At 50.7% G+C, this 20,868-nt stretch carries 16 protein-coding genes and 1 pseudogene; 14 read left to right on the top strand and 3 right to left on the bottom strand.

The features are described from left to right. Positions 1-80: 80 nt before the first annotated feature. Positions 81-1,199, bottom strand: coding sequence for an MGDG synthase family glycosyltransferase (locus PXY01_RS09615; protein WP_127569633.1), 1,119 nt, complete (start codon positions 1,197-1,199; stop codon positions 81-83). A 213-nt stretch (positions 1,200-1,412) separates the two neighbouring features. Between PXY01_RS09615 and kapB the strand changes: the two genes are divergently transcribed. The 3 genes from kapB to PXY01_RS09600 all read left to right on the top strand — a co-directional run bounded on the left by kapB (position 1,413) and on the right by PXY01_RS09600 (position 5,235). Continuing rightward, on the top strand, positions 1,413-1,805 hold the full coding sequence (gene kapB / locus PXY01_RS09610) for a sporulation phosphorelay system protein KapB (protein WP_127569632.1): 393 nt from the start codon (positions 1,413-1,415) through the stop codon (positions 1,803-1,805). A 507-nt stretch (positions 1,806-2,312) separates the two neighbouring features. Next, positions 2,313-2,906 (top strand): TetR/AcrR family transcriptional regulator, encoded by a 594-nt coding sequence (locus tag PXY01_RS09605; protein ID WP_127569631.1) that lies wholly within the window; start codon positions 2,313-2,315, stop codon positions 2,904-2,906. 229 nt (positions 2,907-3,135) lie between these two features. Continuing rightward, positions 3,136-5,235 carry a YhgE/Pip domain-containing protein gene (locus PXY01_RS09600; RefSeq protein ID WP_164744363.1) on the top strand — a complete coding sequence of 700 codons (2,100 nt, stop codon included), beginning with the start codon at positions 3,136-3,138 and terminating at the stop codon, positions 5,233-5,235. A gap of 48 nt (positions 5,236-5,283) precedes the next feature. Here the strand turns inward: PXY01_RS09600 and PXY01_RS09595 are convergent, their stop codons facing one another. Beyond that, a complete protein-coding gene (locus PXY01_RS09595) occupies positions 5,284-6,603 on the bottom strand; it encodes a stalk domain-containing protein (RefSeq protein ID WP_127569629.1) in 1,320 nt (439 codons plus the stop codon). A 339-nt stretch (positions 6,604-6,942) separates the two neighbouring features. Here PXY01_RS09595 and gltB point away from each other — a divergent pair, with 339 nt between their 5' ends. Then, the gene (gene gltB / locus PXY01_RS09590; RefSeq protein ID WP_127569628.1) at positions 6,943-11,538 is read left to right on the top strand and encodes a glutamate synthase large subunit; all 4,596 of its coding nucleotides are present in this window, start codon (positions 6,943-6,945) and stop codon (positions 11,536-11,538) included. A 206-nt stretch (positions 11,539-11,744) separates the two neighbouring features. On the opposite strand, the gene PXY01_RS22315 is transcribed toward gltB, so the two are convergent. Further along, the gene (locus PXY01_RS22315) at positions 11,745-11,912 is read right to left on the bottom strand and encodes a hypothetical protein (protein WP_164744362.1); all 168 of its coding nucleotides are present in this window, start codon (positions 11,910-11,912) and stop codon (positions 11,745-11,747) included. On the opposite strand from PXY01_RS22315, the pseudogene PXY01_RS09585 reads away from it, so the two are divergent. The 10 genes and pseudogenes from PXY01_RS09585 to PXY01_RS09540 form a co-directional block, all read left to right on the top strand. After that, positions 11,909-12,436: pseudogene (locus PXY01_RS09585) on the top strand (UTP--glucose-1-phosphate uridylyltransferase); the annotation flags it as partial. The gene PXY01_RS22315 and the pseudogene PXY01_RS09585 sit on opposite strands and share 4 nt — an antisense overlap. Before the next feature lie 18 nt (positions 12,437-12,454). After that, positions 12,455-13,147, top strand: coding sequence for a sugar transferase (locus tag PXY01_RS09580; RefSeq protein WP_127569627.1), 693 nt, complete (start codon positions 12,455-12,457; stop codon positions 13,145-13,147). A 20-nt stretch (positions 13,148-13,167) separates the two neighbouring features. Further along, the gene (locus tag PXY01_RS09575; protein ID WP_127569626.1) at positions 13,168-14,106 is read left to right on the top strand and encodes a GDP-L-fucose synthase family protein; all 939 of its coding nucleotides are present in this window, start codon (positions 13,168-13,170) and stop codon (positions 14,104-14,106) included. 21 nt (positions 14,107-14,127) lie between these two features. Next, complete coding sequence (gene gmd, locus PXY01_RS09570) at positions 14,128-15,114, top strand: GDP-mannose 4,6-dehydratase (protein ID WP_127569625.1); 987 nt, start codon at positions 14,128-14,130, stop codon at positions 15,112-15,114. Positions 15,115-15,144: 30 nt separating this feature from the next. After that, a complete protein-coding gene (locus tag PXY01_RS09565; RefSeq protein WP_246027859.1) occupies positions 15,145-16,416 on the top strand; it encodes a glycosyltransferase family 4 protein in 1,272 nt (423 codons plus the stop codon). Positions 16,417-16,431: 15 nt separating this feature from the next. Next, positions 16,432-16,989, top strand: coding sequence for an acyltransferase (locus PXY01_RS09560; protein WP_127569624.1), 558 nt, complete (start codon positions 16,432-16,434; stop codon positions 16,987-16,989). A gap of 38 nt (positions 16,990-17,027) precedes the next feature. Further along, a complete protein-coding gene (locus tag PXY01_RS09555) occupies positions 17,028-17,936 on the top strand; it encodes a glycosyltransferase family 2 protein (protein WP_127569623.1) in 909 nt (302 codons plus the stop codon). 35 nt (positions 17,937-17,971) lie between these two features. Continuing rightward, a complete protein-coding gene (locus PXY01_RS09550) occupies positions 17,972-19,123 on the top strand; it encodes a glycosyltransferase family 4 protein (protein WP_127569622.1) in 1,152 nt (383 codons plus the stop codon). Continuing rightward, entirely contained in the window at positions 19,120-19,686 is a 567-nt protein-coding gene (locus PXY01_RS23040) for an acyltransferase (RefSeq protein WP_127569621.1), read from the top strand. The genes PXY01_RS09550 and PXY01_RS23040 overlap by 4 nt, the downstream gene beginning before the upstream one ends. Before the next feature lie 24 nt (positions 19,687-19,710). Further along, on the top strand, positions 19,711-20,868 hold the full coding sequence (locus PXY01_RS09540) for an O-antigen ligase family protein (RefSeq protein ID WP_127569620.1): 1,158 nt from the start codon (positions 19,711-19,713) through the stop codon (positions 20,866-20,868).

Here is a 20,868-nt window from a genome sequence, read left to right as displayed (position 1 = left end):
TATGGGCTAACTATACCCGCCATTCCTTCCGAATATTCCACGAATCGGCGAGTCGTTAGGGGGATTTAGCAAAAAAACCGTCACTGCATAAAGTGCAGGACGGCATCCGTACATTGTCGCGGATCATATTGCTCATTACGTTTCTTAAGAAGCTTTTCTCTGAACTCGAAGAAAGAACCTCTATCTTGAATTCGATTAAACCAGCGGTCAATTGTCTCGGTGTGATGAAGCATTTCGCCGAAGCCGTTCTGAACAAAGTATTCGCAGTTCTCCTCTTCTTGTCCGGGGATCGGCTTGTAGAACAGCATCGGCAAGGCTTTGCATAGACCTTCCGTACAGGTCATTCCGCCGGGCTTGGTCACAAGCAGGTCGGCAACATCCATTAGCTTGTTCACCTCACGGGTGAAGCCGAGAATATGGATGTTCGGGTGAACGAAGCGTTCGTTCTGGAGCAGCTTCTCTTTCATCTTCTCGTTGCTGCCGGCACAAATAATAATTTGCACCTTGTTTCGCCATTCGGTCATGTAGTTGAACAAATCCTCTTCGTCCATCAGGCCCCAGCCACCGCCCATGACAAGAACGGTAGGCATGTCCTTCAGCCCGAAATGAGTCAGCACCTCGCTACGTTCATTCGTCTGCCAGAAGCTTGGATGAACGGGGATTCCGGTTACTTCAATTCGGCTTTCCTCGACTCCGCGGTCGATCAGCTTCTGCTTGACGAGCGGAGTGGAGACGAGATAATGATTAACTTCTTGACTGACCCATGAACCATGGGCATCATAATCGGTAATGACGGTGCAAAGCTTCACGTCGTCTTGGCTCAGCCGCTTAATTCGGGCGACGACAGCATTCGGTATAGGGTGCGTGCATACGATTATATCTGGTTTCAACTGATCAATAACTTGAACGGTACGGGTATAAAAAACACGATGCAGCGCCAATTGGGTAAAACGGTTAAGCGATTTATGATAATTGCTTCTATACATGAGCCCGACTAGTTTCGGTTGCTTGCTGACCGTCTTTCGATATGCCGATACGATTAATGGACCGACGACTGGGTTCAAGAAATTGCCCAGTTCGATGACGCGCGTCTGAATGTCCGACGACGAAAGCCGAATGCCGACGGCGAGCGCGTAGGCGGCTTGGGTATGTCCGGAGCCGAACCCTTCGGAGAGCAGAAGCACTCTTTTCTTACGCATTGGACGCACCTACTTTTCTAACCGCATCATTAATGAAGCCGCGCAGCACGCGGCAATTGTCTCACTACCATATTACGCTGTATCTGCATATAAACACAAGATCACAATTCACGGTTGCATTAATACGACGGAATAATTTAATCTATTTTTTAGGTTTAGTAATAGGTAAAAATATGTTTTGGTGGCGGTCGTTACAAGAAGGGGGTAAAAGCTATGCATTATTCGAGTGAAAATTTACCACAGCTTGATCAAATGGTCAAAATGATATATAGAACGGGGGAGTATGCAGGTAAAGTTGTAGAAACCGGAGGTCCGCGCGCAGTCGTTCAGGTGCTAGCGGTTCTGAAGCATCCCCAGCAGGGCAATCTTCACTACCCTTACAATCCGGATGTGCCGGTATTTCATGAGCGCAGGGCGTTAAGCTTTAACGAGAAGGCATTGGTCACTTATACTGATTTGGAGCCCTATGTCGGTACGATACCCGACTATAAGGAATCGCTCGTGCGTGCGCTGGAAGAGGAGGCTGAGGCACTCGACCGTCTGCGCCGCTGGGCGGAGCGCGGGCTTGAGACGCTTGCGATTGTGAAGCAGGATTATCGCTTGTAGCATCGGCTTTAGGAGTCGGAGTGAACGATCCGCGAGCAATTCATACATTTAACGGTATAGGACGATTATGGGGTGGACCATTATCAAATTCTGCATGTTATGCAGCCTCTGATAATGGTCTGCGAAGATGATTGAAACTTTGGCACTCTCTGCAGTAAATAATGTGCGAGTGCGAGGATAATCCATAATTTAATGCTGTTAGAAAGAATTATATCCAATCTTTTACATAGGCGACTAATCCTAATAATGCGCCGATTCCCGTCCCGACAAAAGCAGGCAATACGAAGTTTGAGGATTCAATTGTTCTTTTGCATAGTATTTCGTTATTGTGACCCATTTACATCCCCCTTCGCGAATGAAAGATCGATTATTTATTAAATATACGAGAATGTGAATGGAAGTTTCAAGATTCTCTATTACTATCAAATGACCAATTGACCGAAATAGAATTTTAGTCAATAATAAGATAACGACATAAAATTCGGAATGAAAGGAGCATAGATTCGAATGGCGGAACGGAAGGCGGTGGACCGAAGGGCGCTCATCGTGGAGGCGGCAAGAAAGTCGCTTACGATGTTCGGTTACAAAGCGACGACCATGGATATGGTGTCGAAGCTGGCCGGCGTCGGGAAAGGGACCATCTATACGTTCTTCGCGACGAAGGAGGAGTTGTTCGGTGAAATTATGCGCCAGCTGCTGCTGGAGATGAAAGCCGTCGTCGTGGAGCGGCTGGATGATTCACGCTCCTTCTTCGACAATTTGACCGATGCTCTGCATGGTGTGCTTCAGTTTCGGGAGACGCATGAGCTTGTCGTTAAGCTGAGCCAGGAGCTGCGCGAGCTGGGGACACAGACGGTGCGTGAAGCGATGCAGGAGCAGGAGAATGCAGTGCTCTTATTCATCGAACGTGAAGTTCAGCGCGCGCAGAAGAAGGGGGAAATCCGTCAGATGGATCCGAAGTTGTTGGCGTTCATGATGATTCGGATGTACTTGACGCTTTCCGTCGACTGGAGCACGCAGCATAAGCCACTGAGCCGGGAAGAGATCGAGGAGCAGTTCACGTCGCTTTTTCGTTACGGCCTGTGCCCTGCTGAAGCTTAAGGCTGACGGCGGCGGATCCACTTGCGAACATTACGGCGATGAAGGACAATAGAGCATGAGCATAAGCTAAGAAGCTTACCATGCTTATGATGGAATACCTCTGCAATTAATGGCCAATAGTTTGACGGTCCACCTTGTAAGAGGTTTAATTTTGAAACAAATTGACCAATTGAATAATTTAGTCAGTTTGTAAGTATTTTGTTGGGAGGAAATGGAGGAGAGGATCTGGATGCAAGGGGTAAGATTGTTCGGGCAGGAGCTGCTTAGCATCGTTCGTGACCGAAAGGTGCTAATATCGGTGATCGGGATTTTGTTTATACCGATCATGTACAGCGGTATGCTGATCTGGTCGTTCTGGGACCCATACGGCCGAACGGGCGATCTGCCGGTGGCGGTCGTCAACGACGATCAGGGAGCGGTGCTGGACGGCAAGCAGCTGGCGCTCGGTAATGATCTAATCGAGAACTTAAAGGATAATGATCAATTTAAATGGGCTTTTGTGAGCCAGGACGAGGCGGAGAATGGGCTGAAGGACGGGCGTTACTATCTTGCGCTCGAAATTCCGGCTGACTTCTCGAAGCAGGCGACAACGCTGCTTGATGATGAACCGAATCCGTCAAGCCTCGTGTATGTGACGAACGAGAGTCTTAGCTTTACGGCAGCGAAGATCGGCAGCTCGGCTGTACAAGAGCTGAAGGCTTCGTTGTCGAAGGAAGTGACGAAGGCGTATGCCGAGACGATGCTTGAGCAGCTTGGCGAGATTGCGGACGGCTTCTCTGACGCGAGCGATGGCGCTAGCAAGCTGTATGACGGCGCGGCTAAAGCGAAGGATGGAGCGGCGACGCTGCAGAGTAATCTGGCGAAGCTCGCCGATGGAACGATTGGGCTGAGAAGCGGCGTGAAGCAGCTTGCGGACGGTACGGCGAAAGTGGCAGACGGAGCAACCGCATTGTCGTCTGGCGCGTCCGACCTTGCGGACGGGCTGAAGCAATTAAGCGAGGCGTCCGGCAAGCTTAGCGCGGGCGCTAAGCAGGCGAGCGATGCCGGTGCACAGCTGGCGTCGGGAGCGAAGACGGCGCAGGAGGCCGAGGCGAAGCTGGCCGAAGCGTCTGCGAAGCTGGCGGCGGGGCTGGAGGCATATGCGAATGCGGCGGCTGCTGCAGCATCAGCAGAAGCATCGGACGACACGGCTTTCGAGGACGCCGCCAGCGAAGCCCAAGCAGCAGCGCCGGATGAAGTGCTGCTGCAGCTTGTTGCTGCGGCTAAGGCAGTGGCCGCAGGTGCAGATCAGCTCGCCGCCGGCGGCGGTCAGCTGGCAAGCGGCGCAAGCGCGCTGCAGCAGGGGCAGCTTGATCTGCTGCAAGGATTGACTGCCTTCGAGACGAAGCTCGAAGACGCGGCAGCCGGTGGCGCCAAGCTTAGCGACGCCGCGAAGACGCTGGCGGCCGGTGCGAAGCAGGCTGCCGAAGGAGCGGCTTCGGCGAATGCCGGCGCGGCTGAGATCGCCAGCGGCTCGGGGCAGCTCGCTGATGGCTCGGTAGAGCTGGTGGACGGTGTTGACCAGCTGGCCAGCGGCTCAGCAGAGCTTGCCGACAAGCTGGGCGAGGCTTCGCTTGAATCAAGCGTGTCCGGCGATAAGGAGCGGCAGGCCAATATGTTCGCAGCGCCGGTTGAAGTAAGCGAGAAGAAGCTGTCGACGGTGCCGAACTACGGCACAGGCTTTGCTCCGTACAGCTTATCGCTCGGCCTGTTCGTTGGGGCATTGCTTTCAACGATCGTGCTGCCGATGCGAGGCAGTGCAGGACGCCCGCGCGGAGGCGGAAGCTGGTTCATTAGCAAAGCGCTGCTGTTCGTGCTGGTGGGCGTCTTCCAGACGCTCATCGCAGACGCTATTCTGCTCTATGGTATCGGACTTGAAGTGCAAAGCGTCGGGCTGTTCATCACTTTGTCGATTGTAACCAGCTTGACGTTCATGATGATTATTCAGTTCTTCGTGACGATGCTCGATCAGCCAGGCCGATTCATCGGGATTATCCTTCTCATTCTGCAGCTGACAGGCAGCTCCGGCACGTATCCGAAGGAGCTTGTACCGGCATGGCTGCAACAGGTCGGCGAATGGATGCCGATGACCTATGCCGTGTCCGGCTTCAAAGCGGTTATCTCGAGCGGCGACTTCGGTGTTGTCCGCAGCAGCATGGGCACGCTAGCCATCTTTGCCGCCGTGTTCGTGGTATTGTCGCTCATATTGTTCATCTTGATGCATAAGCGGCAGCCTAAAGATACTTCCGGCGGCACGGACGCTTCGACGTCAACTGCTGCGACGGTATAATAAAGAGCGCCCAGACGTTCCATAAGGAACCGTCTGGGCGCTTTCGCATTATTTATTAATGAAGGCCGTTTTAATCGTACCGCGATACACGACTTGGTATCCAAGTCCGTCAGACAGTGCTGCGAGCGGAAGATAGGTTTTACTCTCCTTGCCTACTTTCTGCAAGTATGCAGGCGTGTCGATCGGAACGGCTTTGCCGTTTACGGTCATCGTCTTGGAGCCTATGGTGAACGAGACGACTTTGCTGCCTGCCGTCACGGTTGCCGTCTGCGTAGCATTGTTCCATTTCAGCTCGGCACCCAACGCATCGGTAATGTCTCTCATTGGCACATACGTTTTATTTTTTTTGATTACCGGCTTATTCGCTGTTACGAGCTCCTTGCCTGCAACGACGACAGAGATCGGAACGTTAGCTTGGCGCTCAGCCGGGACGCGATAGTCGCCCCATACCGCCTGTGCGAACGATTGGGCCATCGCTTCATAGCCTTGCTTGTTCGGGTGGAAGTCGCCGGAGGCAATAGTCGTATATGAGAGCTCGTTACCGATAAATTTTTGACCTACATCTGCAATTTGCACGTTATAGCCCTCACCATTCAATCGGGCGGTAACGGCATCAATTTTGCCTCGGATGGCAGTGCTAATGTTCGACAGCTTCTTATAGTTGTCCTCGCTTATAATCAGCTTGTAGTTCGGCACGGGGTTATACAGATCTGCGACGACGATTTCGGCCTGCGGATTGATCGCGATAATAGCTCGAAGCGAGGCTTCCAGCTGCTGCTCGTACACCGGAAGCATATCCTCTACGACCTGGTAGCCCTCGCCTTTGACTAATTGATTGAATACAGTCAGAAAATCGTTCGATCCGATCGTGACGGTGACGAGGTCAGCCGCTGCAAGATCGGCGCGCAGCTGCGGAGAAGCGGCGGCGAACTGCTCAATCCGCGGATCTTTGGTCGTACCGTATGGCAAGTCAGCGGGTGCGATGGCCGAGCCTTGCTGTGCGGCTTCAATATAATGCAAGAGTCCTTCGGTCGTTAATCCGAGAATGCCGTAATTCGATACAGAGGTTCTCTTGCCATGGAATAACGCTTGCTCATAGACACGCTCGACATAGCCGTAAGGTACAGGATTCGCCTCTAATTCCAGGTCTTGCGTGTAGCCAGCGGTCAATGAGTCGCCTACACTAACGATATGATAATCTTCGATTACTGCTGCCTGAGAGGCTAATACAGCAGAATTCGATGCCGCGTAGGGGACCGATTGGGCAGGTGCAGCAATCGCGGCCGGAATTACGGTCCCCGAAAGCGCTGCAGCGAGCAGAACGGATAATGCAGAATAACGAGTTTTTTCCATGTACTTTTTGTACAAAACTTTTCACTCCTCCGTAGAATGTTAAAAAATTTATACTATAAAACACGAACAAAAATGGTTTGACTTATATTAATGTTCGGATTTAAAGTCAAAAAACGTTTATCAGGGCTATTAAAATAAATAAATTGCGTCTAATTTGCTTCAATGCTAAAATAATTAAATAATCGTCGGATTCGACAAATCGTCGGAAGTTGCAAAATCCAAGATGGAAAAAATGTTCGCGGATTATTTCCATTCTATGATATAACCAACCGGAATTGAAGTGCTTAATGTCTCAATCCGACATGCCGACAAACCAATATAAATTATCTTCTAAATTAGAGAGGGTGCGTTGCGATGAACGAGAACATCATGGGCTTGCCGCCGAAGCAAGGTCTTTATAGTCCGCAATATGAGAAAGATGCGTGCGGTATGGGCTTTGTTGCCAACATTAAAGGCCGTAAGTCACACAACATCATTCGCCAGGCGCTAACGCTGCTGGAGAATATGGAGCACCGCGGCGGTCAAGGAAGCGAGCCGAACACAGGGGACGGCGCAGGCATTATGCTCCAAATCCCTCATGACTTCTTCCAGCAGGAGATGAAGAGCCAAGGAATTGAGCTCCCTCAAGAAGGCGAATATGCTGTCGGCATGCTGTTCCTCCCGCTAGAAGACGGTATTCGTGCGGAGCAGGAGAAGAAGCTGGAGGCGATTATTCGTGAGGAAGGTCAGACGTTAATCGGCTGGCGCACGGTTCCGACGAATGACAGCAAGCTTGGCCAATCGGCGCTTAAGGTGAAGCCTTACGTCCGTCAAGTGTTCATTGGTCGTAATGCTGCACTGAGCGATGACCTTGCTTTTGAACGCAAACTGTATGTGATTCGGAAGCGTGCCGAGCAGGCAATTCGTTACGGCGGCGGTGAAGGTGCGGATAAATTCTACTTCTCGAGCTTGTCGACGAAGAAGATTGTATATAAAGGGATGCTCACGACAGAGCAAGTCCGTTCCTTCTACATGGAGTTGACCAATGAAGCGGTCGTTACGGCGATGGCTCTCGTCCACTCGCGTTTCAGCACGAATACGTTCCCGAGCTGGGAACGTGCACATCCTTTCCATTATATGATTCATAACGGTGAGATTAATACGCTGCGCGGCAACGTAAACTGGATGCATGCGCGTCAGTCATTGTTCGCAACGGAGCTGTTCGGAGATGATCTGGACAAAATCAAACCGATTATTAATCCAGACGGCTCGGATACGGCGATGTTCGATAACGTGCTGGAATTTATGTACTTGTCGGGTCGCTCGCTGCCGCACGCGATGATGATGATGGTACCGGAGCCATGGACGAACCATGAGTCAATGAGCGATGAGAAGAAAGCATTCTACGAATACCATGCGTGCCTCATGGAACCATGGGATGGACCGGCTGCCATGGCGTTCACGGATGGCACCATGATCGGCGCTACGCTTGACCGTAACGGTCTGCGCCCTGCCCGTTATTACGTAACGAAGGACGACCATATTATTCTCGGCTCGGAGGCGGGAGCGGTTCAAATTCCGGCAGAGGAGATCGTGTACAAGGATCGTCTGCGCCCAGGCCGTATGCTCATCGTCGATACGAAGGCGGGACGTATTCTGTCTGACGAGGAAGTAAAAGCTGCGATCGCAAGCGAGAAGCCGTACCGCCAATGGCTGAACGAGCATCTCATTAGCTTGGACGATCTGCCTGTAGCACCGGAGCTGCCGGACCCGGATCACGAGACGGTTCAGCAGCGTCAGCAGGCGTTCGGTTATACTTTCGAAGATATTCGTAAAGTGCTCGAACCTATGGCCAAAACAGGCCAAGAGCCAATCGGCTCAATGGGCTATGACGCGCCGCTGGCCGTTCTGTCGGAACGTCCGCAGCGTCTGTACAACTACTTCAAGCAGCTGTTCGCGCAAGTAACGAACCCGCCAATTGACGCGATCCGCGAGGAACTTGTCACATCGACTGTTACAACGATCGGAACGGAACGCAACCTGCTCAATCCAGAGCCGGAGAGCGCACGCCACGTAACGCTGGATACGCCGATCCTGAGTAATGAAGAGTTTGCGAAGCTGCGCCATATCCGCCGTCCAGGCTTCAAGGCGATTACGATTCCAATCTTCTTCGAAGCGGCGAAGGGTGAAGAAGGGCTGCGCGAAGCGCTGCAGCTCATGTGCGAAGCGGCTGACCGCGTCATCGCCAAAGGGCATAATATTCTCATTCTGTCCGACCGTGGCATCGACAAGGACAACGCGGCGATTCCGGCATTGCTGGCCGTATCGGCGCTGCATCACCATTTGATCCGTGAAGGTACGAGAACGCGCGCGAGCATTCTGCTCGAGTCCGGCGAGCCGCGCGAAGTGCATCATTACGCGCTGCTGCTCGGCTACGGCGTGAGCGCGGTGAACCCGTACCTCGTGTTCGAGACGCTTGACGATATGATCCGCGAAGGCATGCTGCGTGGCGTGAAGCAGGAGAAGGCGGTTAAGAACTATATTAAAGCGGCTACCAAGGGCGTCGTGAAAGTATTGTCGAAGATGGGGATCTCGACTATTCAGTCGTACCGCGGCGCACAAATTTTCGAAGCGGTCGGCCTGAAGAAAGAACTGATCGATCAATACTTTACGTGGACGGAATCTCGTATTGGCGGTATCGGCCTTGATGTTATTGCTGAGGAGACACTTAAAGCGCATAAGCGCGCATTCTCGAAGCAAGAGGGCGCCGAGCCAGAGCTCGATTCCGGCGGCGAATACCAATGGCGCAAAGACGGTGAGGACCATCTCTATACGCCACAGACGATTCATACGCTGCAAATGGCTGCTCGCAAGAACGACTATAAGCTGTACAAGAAGTTCTCTGAGCTTGTTCAAGGCGAGAATAAGAAGCATCTGACGCTTCGTTCGCTGTTGTCATTCAAGAAGGGCCTTACGCCAGTTCCGATTGAAGAGGTAGAGTCGGTAGAATCGATCGTCAAGCGGTTTAAGACGGGCGCAATGTCGTTCGGCTCCATCAGTAAGGAAGCGCACGAGAGCCTTGCGATCGCAATGAACCGTCTCGGCGGCAAGTCGAATACGGGAGAGGGCGGCGAGGATCCGGCGCGCTATATTCCGGATGCGAACGGTGATTCACGCCGCAGCGCGATCAAACAGGTTGCGTCGGGCCGCTTCGGTGTTACGAGCGAATATTTGGTCAATGCGGACGAAATTCAAATTAAAATGGCTCAAGGCGCGAAGCCAGGCGAAGGCGGCCAGCTGCCAGGCCTTAAAGTTTATCCTTGGGTTGCGGAAGTGCGCGGCTCGACGCCGGGCGTCGGTCTGATCTCGCCTCCTCCTCACCATGATATTTATTCGATCGAAGATTTGGCTGAGCTCATTCACGATTTGAAGAATGCGAACCCTCGCGCTCGAATTAACGTGAAGCTCGTATCCGAGGTTGGCGTTGGCACGATCGCGGCAGGTGTTGCCAAGGGCCGTGCGGACGTCATTATGGTCAGCGGCTACGATGGCGGTACCGGCGCTTCGCCGATTAACTCGATCCGCCACGCGGGTCTGCCTTGGGAGCTCGGTCTTGCAGAGACGCACCAGACGCTCATTATGAACAACCTGCGCGACCGCACCATTCTCGAGACGGACGGCAAGATGATGAATGGACGCGACGTCGCAATCGCTGCGCTGCTCGGCGCGGAAGAGTATGGCTTCTCGACGGCTCCGCTGGTCGTTCTCGGCTGCGTTATGATGCGTGTATGTCAGCTTGATACGTGCCCGGTCGGCGTCGCGACGCAAAACCCTGAGCTTCGCAAGAAGTTTATGGGCGACCCTAGCCATGTCGTGAACTACTTGCGCTTCATTGCGCAAGAGCTGCGCGAAATTATGGCGGAGCTTGGCTTCCGTACGATTAATGAAATGATCGGCCGCGTTGACGTTCTGGAATCGAAGCAGCTGGTTGACCATTATAAAGCCAAAGGCATCGATCTATCGTCGCTGCTGTATCAGATGGAGCTGCCTGAAGGCTCCGCACGTTATAACGTACAGGAGCAGAACCATGGACTGGAGCTGTCGCTCGATATGCAGCAGCTTATTCCGGCGGCAATGCCTGCGCTGGAGAACGGCACGCCAGTCAGCGGTACGTTCCCAATCTTGAATACGAACCGCGTTGTCGGCACGATTCTCGGCAGCGAGGTTACAGCGCGTTATGGCGCGAAGGGACTGCCTGAGGACACGATTAAATTCCATTTCGTTGGAACGGCAGGACAAAGCTTCGGAGCGTTCGTACCGAAGGGGATTACACTCTCGATCGAAGGCGATTCGAACGACTATGTCGGCAAAGGGCTGTCCGGCGGTAAAATTATCGTAGCGCCGTCGCTGAAAGCTACGTTCGAAGCAGAGAACAATGTTATTATCGGCAACACGGCATTCTACGGAGCTACGAGCGGTGAAGCTTATATCCGTGGCATTGCCGGCGAACGGTTTGCGGTCCGTAACTCGGGCGTCAACGTCGTCGTGGAGGGTGTAGGCGACCACGGCTGCGAATATATGACAGGCGGACGCGTCGTTGTCCTCGGCAGCACGGGACGCAACTTCGCGGCTGGTATGTCCGGCGGTATCGCTTACGTGCTTGACGAGCATCACGAATTTTATAGAAATTGCAACCTCGAGATGGTGCTTCTAGAGCCGGTAGAGGAAGCAGAGGATCAAGAGGAGCTTCGCGGCATGATCGAACGCCATGTCAAGCTGACGGGCAGTGTGCCTGGACAGCGTGTGCTTAACGATTGGGATAACGCGCTTACGAAGTTCGTGAAGGTCATTCCGAAGGATTACAAGAAGATGCTGGAGCAAATCCGCAAAGCCGAGAACAAAGGCTTTAAAGGCGAGGAAGCGCTGCTGGAAGCGTTCGAGGCGAACAAGCGCGAGTTGGCTCGCGTATAGCCGTAACTCATAGATTGCATATCCGGTTGGATGAATAAGCAAAAGGGTATCCCCAAAGCCATGATTATGGCTTAGGGATACCCTTTTTTGTTATGCTTACATGTAGGCGAAGAGACGAAGAGAGCCTTAGCGGTTCGTCTCCGTCTTTATTCATACGGTCATCAGGCTGCTGCATGTATGAGTGCAGAAGTAAATGATGAATTAATTTAGTTGTTGTCGTCTTCTAATGAAGAGGCCTCTTCTTCCTCTGGTTGTTTCTCTTTCTGTTTCGACTGCTCGTTAAAGTCATGCCATTTGGATTCTTCAATTCCGAGTTGGGATAGAATGTCGCGAATGTCCAATGTAATGACTGGATTCGTAAGCATTGTTTCCATTCGCTGTCCTGCTGGGAGATGACATTGTGCAAAGCGAAGTGCCGTGCACCCGCCAGCTAATCGATCAATACGAACAGACAGAGAAATCGGTTATTGGGGTGCAGGCCGTGTCGATTGAGCAGACAGATCGTTACGGCATTGTAGATCCAATCGATACGGAAGGTAAGCTTGTGCAAGTCAGAAGGTTTGTGGAGAAGCCTGCACTTGGCAGTGCACCGTCTAATCTGGCCATTATGGGAAGATACGTCCTGACGCCGCGTATATTCGAATTTCTAGATCGCCATGAGCTTGGCGCTGGAGGTGAAATTCAGCTTACCGATGCGATTCAGAAGCTGAATGAGGATGAAGGTGTCTATGCATTTGAATTCGACGGCAAACGTTACGATGTCGGGGAGAAGCTAGGATTTATTACGACGGTGCTTGAATTTGCGCTTCAGAATAAAGAGCTGCGGTCGCCATTACTTACGGTATTGGATGAAATTGTTCAACGTGAACAAGCGAACAAATTTATTCTTGATCGGTAGGAAAGGGGCACGAACATAATGACTCCGCAAGGGAATGATGTCGAGGTCGCATTGGAGAGCAACGCCTACTACTCAGCGCATGCACTGGAACAGGATAAAAGGATTCGAGCTTATCTGATCATGAAGAGAACGATCGACATTGTTGGGGCTGCAGTCGGCATCTTTGTCCTGCTGCCCCTGTTTATTGGAGTCGCGATTCTGATCAAGCTGGAGGACCCTCGCGGCCCGGTCTTTTTCCATCAGAAGCGAGTGGGAAAAAATGGAATCCCTTTTCGGATGTACAAATTTAGGTCGATGGTATCGAATGCAGAAGAATTGCTCGAGACCTTACTGAGCCAGAACGAGGTCGAGGGCCATATGTTCAAAATGAAGCATGATCCGCGAGTGACGCGAATCGGCAGGTGTATTCGCAAAACAAGCATCGATGAGCTTCCGCAGCTGGTCAATGTGCTCAAAGGCGATATGAGTCTCGTCGGACCACGTCCACCTTTGCCAAGAGAAGTAAAAGAATATTCAGCTCACGATAAGAAACGATTGAGCGTCATTCCGGGCTGCACCGGCTTGTGGCAGGTCAGCGGCAGAAGCCAACTGAGCTTTGACCAAATGGTAGAGCTCGATCTGCGCTATATAAAGGAGCGCAGCATTTGGTTGGATTTTAAAATTATGCTTCGGACGATACTGCTTATCTTTGGTTCGAAAAATGCTTACTAACGCTTATTTGAGGTGAAAATATGGAGCTTCACTCCAAAATTTATGTTGCCGGACATCGCGGGTTAGTCGGTTCAGCGATTCTGAGAGCCTTGCAGCAAAGGGGTTATACGAACCTGGTGACGAGAACGAGTCAGGAGCTCGATTTGAGAGGCCGGGACGCGGTGTTCCAGCTGTTCCGGGAGCAAGAGATTGAATACGTATTTCTTGCAGCGGCTAAGGTTGGAGGCATTCGGGCGAATAACGAATATCCTGCAGATTTTATTCGCGACAATCTCTTAATCGAGACCAATGTCATTGATGCGGCACATGAATATCAGGTGCGCAAATTGCTGTTCCTCGGATCGACGTGTATTTATCCCAAGTTCGCTCCGCAGCCGCTTAAGGAGGAATATTTGCTGACGGGAGAGCTGGAGCCGACGAACGCTCCATATGCGATTGCCAAGATTGCGGGAATTACGATGTGCCAATCATACAATCGTCAGTACGGAACCCGATTCATATCGGCTATGCCGACGAACATGTATGGCCCGAATGATAATTTTGATCTGAATACGTCTCATGTGCTGCCTGCGCTTATTCGCAAAATTCATGAAGCGAAGCTCTCCGATGCTCCGGAAGTGGAAATATGGGGTACTGGAACGCCGCGCCGCGAGTTTCTTCATTCGGACGATCTCGCTGATGCCTGCTTGTTCCTGATGAACAACTATGAGGATAGCGAGATTATTAATGTTGGCGTTGGTGAGGATATATCAATCAAGGAATTAGCGGAACTGATACAACGTATTGTCGGCTATAACGGCAAGCTGCGGTTTAATCCCTCGATACCTGATGGCACGCCGAGAAAGCTGGTCGATGTGACGAAGATTCAATCGCTTGGCTGGAAAGCCTCCGTGAAGCTGGAGGACGGCATTCGTTCGGTCTATGAACAATACTGCAATGGACTAGAGGTTAAGATCTAGATTTCAGGAGGAGACATTGGGATGAAACGTGCATTAATTACGGGAGTAACCGGACAAGACGGCTCCTACTTGGCGGAATTTTTGCTTGACAAAGGGTACGAAGTATACGGGCTGCGCCGCAGAACGAGCACGCCGAACTTCGAGAATGTAGAGCATATTAAGCATCGAATCAAATGGTTGTCGGGAGATTTGACGGATTTGGCTTCGCTGATTGAGGCGGTTCGTGCCTCTGATCCTGACGAGGTATATAACCTGGCAGCGCAGTCGTTCGTAGCCGCCTCATGGCCGCAGCCGATCACGACGGCGCAGATGACGGCGCTGGCCGTCACGAACATGCTGGAAGCGGTACGCATTGTGAAGCCGACGGCTAAATTTTATCAAGCGTCCAGCAGTGAAATGTTCGGTAAAGTTGTCGAAACGCCGCAGAAGGAGACGACGCCGTTCTATCCGCGCAGTCCATATGGCGTAGCGAAGGTATTCGGCCATTACATTACGATGAACTACCGGGAGAGCTACAACATGTTCGCCTGCTCCGGCATCCTATTCAATCACGAATCGCCGCGCCGCGGTCTAGAATTCGTTACGCGCAAAGTAACAGATGGCGTCGCGCGAATTAAGCTCGGTCTGCAGCAAGAGCTGCGGATGGGCAATCTGGATGCTCTGCGCGATTGGGGATTCGCCGGTGATTATGTTAAAGCGATGTGGCTCATGCTTCAGCAGGACGAGCCGGACGATTATGTCATTGCAACGGGCGAAACCCATTCGGTAACGGAGCTGCTGGAGGTGGCATTTGGCTATGTCGGACTCGATTATCGCGATTATGTCGTCATCGACCCGGAATTCGTACGCCCGGCAGAGGTCGATTTGCTGCTTGGCGATTGCTCCAAAGCGAAAGAGAAGCTCGGCTGGAAGCTGGAGGTTGGCTTCAAGCAGCTGATAGAAATGATGGTAGACAGCGATTTGGACAAGGTAAGAGGAGAATTGAGCCGAGTCTCTACTGTGCAATAAGCAGAGCAGATGAGAGGTGAAGCCTTCAATATGGAGATGAATCGTGCTGCCGCCAAGAGCAGGGTACTGATTTATGCTCATTATTATCATCCGGACGTTGCCTCAACCGGCCAGATCCTGAAAGAGCTCGCCGAGGGCATGCTGCAATCGTTCGATGTAACGGTCATATGTGTTGTTCCATCTTATTCGGGCAAGATTGCGCCTGAGTATAAGACGAGAAGATTTTATACGGAAGAAATTAACGGTGTCCGAGTTATCCGAATTCGCGTACCGGAGTTTTCTAAGCGTAATAAGCTGAGCCGCATTCGCAATATTATCGCTTACTTCCTAGGAGCCATCATCGCAACCTTCAAAGCAGGACCTGCCAATTTCGTTTATTCTATTTCACAGCCTCCCATACTGGGAGGTTTGCTTGGTGTTTGGGGCAAATGGGTGAAACGAGCGCAGTACATTTACAACATTCAAGATTTTAACCCGGAGCAGACGATTGCCGTTGGCTACAGCCGGAACAAGCCGGTACTAAACGCTATGCTGAGTGTGGACAAATTCAGCTGCAAGCGAGCCGATAAAGTGATCGTCGTCGGTCGGGATATGATGGATACGCTGCAGAGACGGTTCAAAGGTAAGAAGGTGCCGAGGCATGTATTCATTAATAACTGGATCGATGAGAACGAAATTTATCCACTGCCAAGCGATCACAGCAGGGTGGCCGAGTTTAGACAGAAATATGGATTGGATAACAAGTTTGTCTTCATGTACTCAGGGAATCTTGGTCTCTATTATGATCTGGAGAACTTGATGCCTGTCATCGCTAAGTTCAAAGACCGGGACGATGCTGCGTTTGCGTTCGTAGGGGATGGTACGATTCGCGAGAAGCTCGTTCAATATAAGCAGGAGCACGGGCTGTCCAATGTCATCTTCATACCGTATCAAGACAAGGCTGACTTAGTTTACAGCCTGAATGCTGGCGATGTTCATTGGTGTATTAATGCTAAAGGCATCAAGGGTGTATCTGTGCCTAGCAAGCTGTACGGGATTATGGCAGCGGGCAAACCGATATTAGGCGTGCTGGAGCGGGGCTCCGAGGCACGCTTAATTATTGAAGAGACGAATTCGGGTTATGTTACGGAGCCTGGCAATTACAAAGAAGTGGAGCAGCTTATCGCTCAATTTCTGGAGATGAAGGATTCGGAGGCTTTGGTTCAGATGAGTGAGCGTGCTAGAGCTTATTTGGTTGCTAACCTGACGAAGGATGTGTCGATACGGAAGTATACAGAAGAGATCCGATCACTATCTATTTAAGATGAGGGCTGCGAAATGAATAGCAATTGGTTCAAATTGTTGCTTAGCGCCATGAAGGTCAAGTATGGTAAAGGCTTGTTGTTGAAGGGCGTCCCTGTCATCTTCAACAAGTCTGGTGCCGAGCTTAAGATCGGCGATCAGGTTACGATTAATTCCTCGTTCTTATCGAATTTGGTCGGTTTGTATCAGCGCACGATAATCGTGACGAGGACGCCGGAGGCAAGAATCGTCATTGGAGATCGGGTCGGCATCTCCGGAGCGACGATCTACGCCCGCAAATCGATTACGATTGGCGACAATACGAATATCGGCGGCAATGCCAAAATATTGGACAACGATTTTCACCCTTTGGAGATCGAAGCGAGAAACCTGGACATTAAAGAGAAAATAGGCAGCCGACCGATTACAATTGGCAGAAACTGCTTTATTGGATGCAACTCCCTAATTCTGAAAGGAACGGTATTGGGCGATGGCTGCGTCGTTGGCGCCGGCGCCGTCGTCAGCGGTGTATTCGAGGATAACTGTGTAATCGCCGGCAATCCGGCCAAAGTGATTAAGAAGCTGCAGCCTTAAGCCGCCGCTGACGTATCCGTTAGAAAGGAAGCTGTGCCATGGTTGACCTTACGGTCGTGATTCTGACGAAGAATGAAGAGAAGAACATTAGAAAATGTATTGAGTCGTTTCGCGGCATCGCGAAACGATTTGTTATTGTGGACAGCTATAGTAATGATAGAACCGAGCAAATATGTGAGGAGTTGAACCGGGAGCTTCAGGCCATCGGCAGCAGACTTGATTTCTATCAGAACCCGTGGGTCGATTACGCTACTCAGCTGAACTGGGGCTTGACCCAGACGAATATTACGACCGAGTGGTCGATGAGAATGGACGCCGACGAGGAGCTAATGGAGGATTTGGCGGAGGAGATTAATACGAAGCTGCCTAAGCTTGCGGGCAATATTAACGGCGTTGTACTCCGAAGACGAGTCCATTTCATGGGGCGCTGGATTAAGCATGGCGGCCGGTATCCTGAGCTGCTGCTGCGAATTTTCCGAACAGGAAAAGCAATGTGCGAGCAAAAGATGATGGATGAGCATATGATTTTGTCTGAAGGGGATACTGTCAACTTCAAGTATGATCTGATTGACAATAACCAGAAGGATCTGGAATGGTGGATTAATAAGCATAACTGGTACAGCAACCGTGAAGTGCTTGATCGTCAGATGACAGTGGATGAGGCATTCGCGAAGGATAAGCTGCTCGAGAATGGGGTTTCAACCAAGCAGGCTAAGGTGAAGAGGGTAGTCAAGAACAAGGGATATTACGGACTTCCTAAGTTCTTTCGGGCTCACCTTTATTTTTTTTACCGGTATTATGTGAAGCTTGGCTTTCTGGACGGACCGGAGGGCAAAATATTTCATTTCCTGCAGGCATACTGGTACCGGTTCCTCGTTGACGCCAAGATGTATGAATGCGAGAAGTTCGACCGTAAGATGCAGCTGCAGGGCGATCTGAAGGCATAAGTCTCTCGATTCATAATCAAGGAGCCTATGTGAAGATGAAGAACGATAAACGAAAGATTCTAATCATTATGGGCAGATATTTGCCTGGCTACAAAGACGGAGGACCTGTTCGTTCGATTAAAAATCTCGTTGATTATTTGGGCGATCAGTATGACTTCCGTATTCTTACTTGCGATCGAGATCATGGAGATACAGCGCCTTATCCGGGCATTACGGTCTATGGCTGGAATAGGGTTGGGCAAGCAAGCGTCTATTATGTTCCCCCTAAGGGGTTCTCGCTGCGCACAATTCGCCAGCTGTCCAATGAAGCGGATTTGGTGTACGTATGCGGCTGCTTCAGCGATTATTCGATCCGAACACTGCTGCTGAAGCGGCTCGGACTGATCAAGAAGCCAGTGTTCGTCGCTGCAATGGGCTTGTTCTCTCCGATGGAGTTCCGCCTCAAGTATAAGAAGAAGAAACTGTTTACGATTGTGTTCAACATGCTGGGGATGTTCAAGAACATCTACTGGTCCGCTACCTCGGAGATGGAAGTGAAGGAGATTAGCGCACAGGTAAGAACACACGGCAATTTCGTCATCGCTGAGGATCTTCCGAGAAAAGTGGACGAAACGCCTGTTGCGAAGCATAAAGAAGAGGGCCGGGTGAAGGTCGTCTGGATATCGAGAATTGCTCCGAAGAAAAACCTGATCGGTGCAATTCAAGTGCTGAAGCTCGTACGAAGCGATATCGATTTCACGATCTATGGGCCGGTACACGATCCGCATTATTGGGAGCAATGCCAGAATGAACTGCGACAACTGCCTCCGAATATTCGCTGGCAATATGCGGGCCTGGTCGATTCCGACCGAGTAGTCGAGACGCTGCGCAAGCATCACCTGTTCTTGTTCCCGACATTAGGGGAAAATTACGGACACGTCATTCAGGAGGCGTTGTCAGCGGGGTGCTATACGCTGCTCAGCGACCAGACGCCTTGGCAGGATCTTCAGCAGCATGGAGCGGGCGAGGTGCTTCAGGTCGATAATATTCGCGGATTTGCGGAAGCGGTAGAACGCTATGCCAAGCTAGGGAATGAGGAATTCAACCGGACCTTTAACAATGTTGTGCAATATGCCATTAAGAGCGGAGAGAAGAAAGTGAGCCATACCGGGTATCACCGAATTTTCGAAAGAGGGGTTGTCCAGTGAACATCGTCAGAATAATCAAAAAAGCATGGAAGGTTGCAGAAAGAGGATATGTGAAGAAGCTCGCGCATTTTGATTCGAATCTGTATACGCGACAATATGCGAAGCATCTGAAGAAGCATGGGATGGATATTGAAGGTACGCCTCGATATATTGCAACGACTGCCACGTTCGATGGAAACGATTATTCAATCATTCATTTGGGCGACGGCTGCGTCATCTCCAGCGAGGTTCAGCTTCTCACACATGATTACTCCATTGCGCGCGGTCTGCAGGCGATCGGCAAGAACAATCCGGACCCTGATCGAGATGAATTGTTCCTCAAGGGCATCCATATTGGAGCTAACAGCTTCGTAGGCACGCGCAGTACGCTGCTGCCGGGTACCTATATCGGTGACAATGTAATTATTGGTGCCTGCTCCGTTGTGAAAGGCCATATTCCGAGCAACAGCATAGCGGTCGGCAATCCTGCCCGCGTCATTATGAATACGAAGGAATGGGCGGAGAGAAAGTATCGCGAGAAGGAATATTTTATAGAGGGAGAACCACGGTCGAAAAATGCGTAGCCAAGCGAGGATTAGGTGGCTGATATGAACCTCACATTATCCAAGAGTAAGGTCATGCTCGTATTGCTGGCATGCGTGCCCTTCTTTAATCAGTTGGTTAATATGATTCCGGGCTTGTCCTATGTTCAATACGTTCCCTACATACTAATGGTTGCGGCATTCCTTCTCGATAGAGCACCTATCGACATGAGTCGTGAAGGGAAAGTGATCTTATTCTTACTCGTCGGTGTATATACGATCTCCCCGATTATAGGACAGACGATTTATAAGTATGATCCAATCAAAAATCTCGTCTATATCCTATTATTTATGATCTTCATTCTCTCTTTGAGCACAGCCGTCTCCTACATTAAATATGAAAATTATAAGACTGTGCTCAAGACGATTCTGCTTGGCAACAGTATTCTTCTGATCATGAATTTGCTTACGAACATGAATGAAATTAATATCGACAATTACAGCTGGATATTGGCGGGGGAGCGGAACAGCCGAGCGAATTTCGGCTTCTCGCATCCGAATACGGCAGGTATGTTTCTGTTTCTTGAAATTATCCTCATCTATTACGTAAACAAGCTCGGCTGCGGAAGATGGTACGTATGGACCGTCTTGATCGGATTATTGCTGCCGTTCTTATTGGCTACAGGATCACGAACGGCTGTCATCGGTACGATTTTGTTTTTCCTGTTAAGCTTGTATTCTTCCGTTCTATCAAAGGCGAACCCATTAATTCAGCTGGCGGTCTTCTTCGGTGTGATCGTGCCCGGATTCATTGTCATGCTGTATCAGTTTAATTTAGAAGCATTCTTCAACGAGGCCAGCGGCAGAAATTCAAACCTTGTCCACAATCTAAACATTCTAAAGGAACATGATGCGGTTGTGTTCGGTATCGCTCCCGTTAATGTGTCGGACTTGAAGACGATGATTGATGGCTTAACGTTCTCGGACAATTGGTATGTTACGCATCTCATTCAATTCGGGCTGGTCGGAATGGCGCTGTTTGTGTTCAGCTTGTTCATGGTGTTGTTCGTTTCGATTCGGCAGAAGAGGCTCGGCATTGTGACGCTGTTGATCATTCTCCTGTTTTATTCGGGAGCTGAGAATGTCATGTTTATTCCCGGTGTTTTAATCTCTTGGGTCATGTGGATTCTGATTTTCACTAAATTAAAGATTAAAGGGATATGA

This window comes from Paenibacillus xylaniclasticus (assembly GCF_004001065.1).
Classification (GTDB): Bacteria; Bacillota; Bacilli; order Paenibacillales; family Paenibacillaceae; genus Paenibacillus_T; species Paenibacillus_T xylaniclasticus.
The sequence above is the reverse complement of the archived record's forward strand: the minus strand, read 5'-3'. Positions and strand labels throughout refer to the sequence as shown.

Coding starts and splice junctions, on each gene's coding strand:
- PXY01_RS09615 (WP_127569633.1), bottom strand. CDS start 1,199: ATGCGTAAGAAAAGAGTGCTTCTGCTCTCCGAAGGGTTCGGCTCCGGA.
- kapB (WP_127569632.1), top strand. CDS start 1,413: ATGCATTATTCGAGTGAAAATTTACCACAGCTTGATCAAATGGTCAAA.
- PXY01_RS09605 (WP_127569631.1), top strand. CDS start 2,313: ATGGCGGAACGGAAGGCGGTGGACCGAAGGGCGCTCATCGTGGAGGCG.
- PXY01_RS09600 (WP_164744363.1), top strand. CDS start 3,136: ATGCAAGGGGTAAGATTGTTCGGGCAGGAGCTGCTTAGCATCGTTCGT.
- gltB (WP_127569628.1), top strand. CDS start 6,943: ATGAACGAGAACATCATGGGCTTGCCGCCGAAGCAAGGTCTTTATAGT.
- PXY01_RS22315 (WP_164744362.1), bottom strand. CDS start 11,912: ATGGAAACAATGCTTACGAATCCAGTCATTACATTGGACATTCGCGAC.
- PXY01_RS09580 (WP_127569627.1), top strand. CDS start 12,455: ATGACTCCGCAAGGGAATGATGTCGAGGTCGCATTGGAGAGCAACGCC.
- PXY01_RS09575 (WP_127569626.1), top strand. CDS start 13,168: ATGGAGCTTCACTCCAAAATTTATGTTGCCGGACATCGCGGGTTAGTC.
- gmd (WP_127569625.1), top strand. CDS start 14,128: ATGAAACGTGCATTAATTACGGGAGTAACCGGACAAGACGGCTCCTAC.
- PXY01_RS09565 (WP_246027859.1), top strand. CDS start 15,145: ATGGAGATGAATCGTGCTGCCGCCAAGAGCAGGGTACTGATTTATGCT.
- PXY01_RS09560 (WP_127569624.1), top strand. CDS start 16,432: ATGAATAGCAATTGGTTCAAATTGTTGCTTAGCGCCATGAAGGTCAAG.
- PXY01_RS09555 (WP_127569623.1), top strand. CDS start 17,028: ATGGTTGACCTTACGGTCGTGATTCTGACGAAGAATGAAGAGAAGAAC.
- PXY01_RS09550 (WP_127569622.1), top strand. CDS start 17,972: ATGAAGAACGATAAACGAAAGATTCTAATCATTATGGGCAGATATTTG.
- PXY01_RS09540 (WP_127569620.1), top strand. CDS start 19,711: ATGAACCTCACATTATCCAAGAGTAAGGTCATGCTCGTATTGCTGGCA.